Below are 5,080 nucleotides of genomic sequence, written 5' to 3' on the forward strand. Positions count from 1 at the left end.
AGCCGTGCGTCTCTCGCCGAGCGGCTTCGGCACGTCGTCGCCGAGGCGGAGCCGGCCGGTGTCGTCTCCCTGCTGGCACTCGCCGAGCAGCCGCACGGCACATACGCCGTCCTGCCCGCCGGACTCGCGGCCACGGTGGAACTCGTGCAGGCGCTCGGTGACGCCGGGATCGAGGCCCCGCTGTGGGCGGTGTCCAGTGGAGCGGTGTCCACCGGCCGCGGCGACGACCGGCTGGACAGCCCCGTGCAGGCCCAGACGTGGGGCCTGGGCCGGGTCGTGGCGCTGGAACACCCCGACCGCTGGGGCGGGCTCGTCGACCTGCCCCCGGCTCCCGACGGCCGTGCGATGACGCGTCTGGCCGCCATCCTCGCGGGCGCCGGGAACGACGAGGACCAGCTCGCCGTGCGCGGCTCCGGTGTCTACGTACGGCGTCTCGTCCGCGCGGAACCGGCCGCACCGGCGAAGCAGGACCGGTGGAAGCCGCGCGGCACGGTTCTGGTGACCGGCGGCACGGGCGCACTCGGCCCGTACATCGCCCGCTGGCTGGCTCGCGGTGGCGCGGAGCACCTCGTGCTGACCAGCCGCCGTGGCCCGGACGCGCCCGGGGCCGCCGAACTGAAGGCGGAGCTCGAGGAGCTGGGCGTCCAGGTCACCATCGCCGCCTGTGACGTGGCCGACCGGGAGTCCGTGGCCGGGCTGCTGCGGCGGCTGAAGGACGACGGACACACGCTGCGTGCCGTGATCCACGCGGCCGCCCTCATCGAACTGGCCGCGGTGGACACCACGTCGCTGGCGGACTTCGCCGAGATCGTGGCGGCGAAGGTGGCCGGTGCCGTCGTCCTGGACGAACTGCTGGGCGACGTCCTGGACGTGGACTCGCTCGACGCCTTCGTGCTCTTCTCCTCCATCGCCGGTGTGTGGGGAAGCGGCGACCACGGCGCCTACGCCGCGGCGAACGCCTACCTCGACGCGCTCGCCGAGCACCGCAGGGCACGCGGTCTGACCGCCACGTCGATCGCGTGGGGAGTCTGGAACGTCGTCAACCTCTGGGAGAGCGGCAGCGCCCCGCAGGACGTCGACCCGGAACAGCTCCGTCGCCAGGGACTGCCGTTCCTCGACCCCGACCTGGCGTTCGCGGGTATGCAGCAGGTCCTGGACGACGACGAGACGTTCCTGGCCGTGGCCGACGTGGACTGGGACCGGTTCGTGCCGGTGTTCACCTCGCGGCGGGCCCGCCCGTTGCTGTCCGACCTGCCCGACGCCCAGCGCGTGCTGTCCGAACGGGAGGAAGCCGTCGCGGGCGACTCCGACGACGGCGCCGCCCAGCTGCGCCGCCGCCTGACCGGACTGGCCGGGCCGGAACAGGACCGGATCCTGCTCGACCTCGTGCTCACCCACGCGGCCGCCGTCCTGGGCTACGACTCCGCGCAGGCCCTCGATCCCGAGCGCGCCTTCCGGGAGTTCGGCTTCGACTCGCTCACCGCCGTCGATCTGCGCAACCGCCTGGGCCGGGCCACCGGTCTGCGGCTGCCCACCACGGTCGTCTTCGACCACCCCAACGGCCTGAGCCTGGCCGCCTATCTGCGGACCCAGGTCCTCGGCAGCGAGGCCGGGGACGCGGCGGCAGCGGGTCGGACCACCACGCCGTCGGCAGCCGTGGCCGCGGACGAGCCCATCGCCATCGTCGCGATGAGCTGCCGCTACCCGGGCGGCATCGCCGGCCCCGAGGACATGTGGGAGGTACTGCGGTCCGGGGCCGACGTCGTCGGCGGCTACCCGACCAACCGGGGCTGGGACGTCGACAACCTCTACGACCCCGACCCCGAGACGCCCGGCACCACGACGGCCCGCGGCGGCGGCTTCCTGCACGACGCGGGCGCCTTCGACCCGGCGTTCTTCGGGATCTCGCCGCGCGAGGCCACGGCGATGGACCCGCAGCAGCGGCTGCTGCTGGAGACCTCCTGGGAGGCCTTCGAACGCGCCGGCATCGACCCGAGGACGATGCGCGGCCGGACCGCCGGAGTCTTCGTCGGAACGAACTACCAGGACTACGGCACCGCCCCCGGCCAGATGTCCGCAGGCGCCGAGGGCCACATCCTGACCGGCAGCGCGCCCAGCGTCGTCTCCGGCCGGATCGCCTACACCTTCGGTCTCGAGGGCCCGGCGGTGACGGTGGACACGGCCTGCTCCTCGTCCCTGGTCGCCCTCCACCTGGCCGCGCAGTCCCTGCGGCAGGGCGAGTGCGACATGGCCCTCGCCGGTGGCGTGGCCGTGATGGCGTCGCCGGGCTCGCTGATCGCCTTCAGCCAGCAGCGCGGCCTGGCGGCCGACGGCCGCTGCAAGGCGTTCGCGGCCTCCGCCGACGGCATGGGCATGGCCGAGGGCGTGGGCATGGTCCTCCTGGAGCGCCTGTCCGACGCCCGCCGCAAGGGACACCGGGTCCTCGCGATCGTACGGGGCTCCGCGGTGAACCAGGACGGCGCGAGCAACGGCCTCACGGCGCCCAACGGTCCGTCCCAGCAGCGCGTGATCCGTGCCGCGCTCGCCAACGCCCGCCTCACACCCGCCGACGTGGACGCGGTGGAGGCGCACGGTACGGGCACCACACTGGGCGACCCCATCGAGGCCCAGGCCCTCATCGCGACCTACGGCCAGGAGCGCCCCGCCGACGGAGCACCGCTGTGGCTGGGCTCCGTGAAGTCCAACATCGGCCACTCACAGGCCGCTTCGGGTGTCGCCGGCGTCATCAAGATGGTGATGGCGATGCGCCACGGCGTCCTGCCACAGACGCTCCACATCGACGAGCCGACCCCCGAGGTCGACTGGTCCGCCGGTGCCGTCGAGCTCCTGGCGCAGGCGCGGGAGTGGCCCGAGCGGGACGGCGCGCCGCGCCGGGCGGGCATCTCCTCGTTCGGCATGAGCGGCACGAACGCCCACGTGATCGTCGAGCAGGCGCCGGAGTTCGAGCCCGCGGACGAGACGGTCGAGGAGCCCTCGCCCGCCGAACCGTCGATACTGCCCGGAATCACGCCCGCAGTGGTCTCGGCCAAGTCACCGGAGGCCCTGCGGGAGCAGGCGGCCCGGCTGCGGGACCATGTGCAGGCTCGCATCGACCTCGAACTGTCCGATCTCGCTTGGTCCTTGGTGGAGTCCCGATCGCGGTTCGAGCATCGGGGTGTGGTGCTGGCCGGGGACCGGGGGGAGCTGCTGGCGGGTCTTGAGCGGCTGGCCGAGGGTGAGTTCGCGGCGGATGGTGTGGTGTCTGGGCGGGCGGTCGGTGGTGCCGTGCGTCCGGTGTTCGTGTTCCCCGGTCAGGGGTCGCAGTGGGCTGGGATGGCGGTGGAACTCCTCGATGCCAGCCCGGTGTTCGCGTCCCGGATGCGGGAGTGCGCGGATGCGTTGTCGGCGTTCGTCGACTGGGATCTGTTCGAGGAACTCCACGGTGAGAACTTCGACCGGGTGGATGTGGTTCAGCCGGTGTTGTTCGCGGTGATGGTGTCGCTGGCCCAGGTGTGGCGGGCGGCCGGTGTGGAGCCGGCTGCTGTGGTGGGTCACAGCCAGGGTGAGATCGCTGCCGCGTGTGTGGCGGGGGCGCTGTCGCTGGAGGACGCGGCCCGGGTGGTGGCGTTGCGCAGCCAGGCCATCCGGGCGCTGTCCGGTCGCGGTGGCATGGTGTCCGTGCCGCTGCCGGAGGCCGAGACCCGCGAGCTGCTTGCGGCCTGGGACGGTCGTATCGACATCGCGGCGGTGAACGGGCCTGCTCAGGTGGTGGTCTCCGGTGAGCCGGAGGCACTGGAGGAGCTTGTCGCTCAGTGCACTGCTCGCGACATCCGGGCGCGGACGATCCCGGTGGACTACGCCTCGCACTCCGCGCAGGTGGAGGCGATCGAGGAGCACCTGGCCCAGGCCCTGGCCTCGGTGGCGCCCGCGGCGCCTGAGGTGCCGTTGTTCTCTACGCTCACGGGTGAGTGGCTGGACGAGCCGATGGACGGCTCCTACTGGTACCGGAACCTGCGTCACACGGTCCTGTTCGAGCAGGCGACTCGTGGTCTGCTCGCCGAGGGACACACTCTGTTCCTGGAGATGAGCCCGCACCCGGTGCTGACCGTCCCGGTCCAGGCCACCCTCGACGACACGGACTCCGACGCCGCCGCGCTCGGCTCTCTCCGCCGTGACGACGGCGGCGTGAAGCGGCTGATGGCCTCGCTCGCCGAGGCGCACGTGCATGGTGTCGAGCTGGACTGGAAGGCGCTGTTCCCGGGCGCCCGGATGGTCGACCTGCCCACCTACGCCTTCCAGCGCGATCACTACTGGCTGCTCGCTCCGCAGGAGGAGCCGGCCGGTGATGCAGTGCAGCCCATGGACGAGGTGGAGGCACGCTTCTGGGAGGCGGTGGAACGGGAGGACCTGGAGGAGCTGAGCTCCACGCTCGTCGATGTCGACGAGGGATCGCTGGGTGCCGTACTGCCGGTGCTGTCGTCCTGGCGGCGGCAGCGGCGGGAGAAGTCGGTGGTGGACGGCTGGCGGTACCGGGTGACGTGGCAGCCGCTGACGGACGAAACCACCACCCAGGCACTGTCCGGGCGCTGGCTGCTGGTGGTTCCGGACGAGGCGGCCGACCATCCCTGGCGGGTGAGCATCACCGAGGCCCTGACCCGGGCGGGGGCGGAGACGTGCGAACTGCACGTGGCCGCTGGGGAGATGACACGCGAGGGCTTGGCCGAACAGCTCGGTCGGCAGGCGGCGGAGGCGGACATCGCCGGTGTCGTCTCGCTTCTCGCCCTCGACGAATCGCCTCGGAAGGACTACGAGGCCGTCCCGGTCGGTCTCGCGGCCACCGTGACGCTGGTGCAGGCGCTCGGTGACGCCGGGCTCGACGCACGGCTGTGGGCGGTCTCGACCGGTGCCGTGTCGACCGGTCGTACCGATGCCCCGGCCCGGCCCGGACAAGCACAGCTGTGGGGCCTGGGACGAGTGGCCGCACTGGAGTACCCCGACCGTTGGGGTGGTCTGATCGATCTTCCCGAGACGCCGGATTCCCGGACCGCGGCCCGGTTCGCCGGGATTCTGGCGGGAGCCG

General features: G+C 72.6%; 1 protein-coding gene. It reads left to right on the forward strand.

The genetic code is table 11. From position 1 onward, the window contains the following. Window positions 1–5,080: type I polyketide synthase (locus tag ACYVMZ_RS39030; protein ID WP_461088027.1), on the forward strand; the 5,080-nt coding region annotated here is incomplete at both ends.

It is taken from the genome of Streptomyces deserti (genome assembly GCF_054782695.1).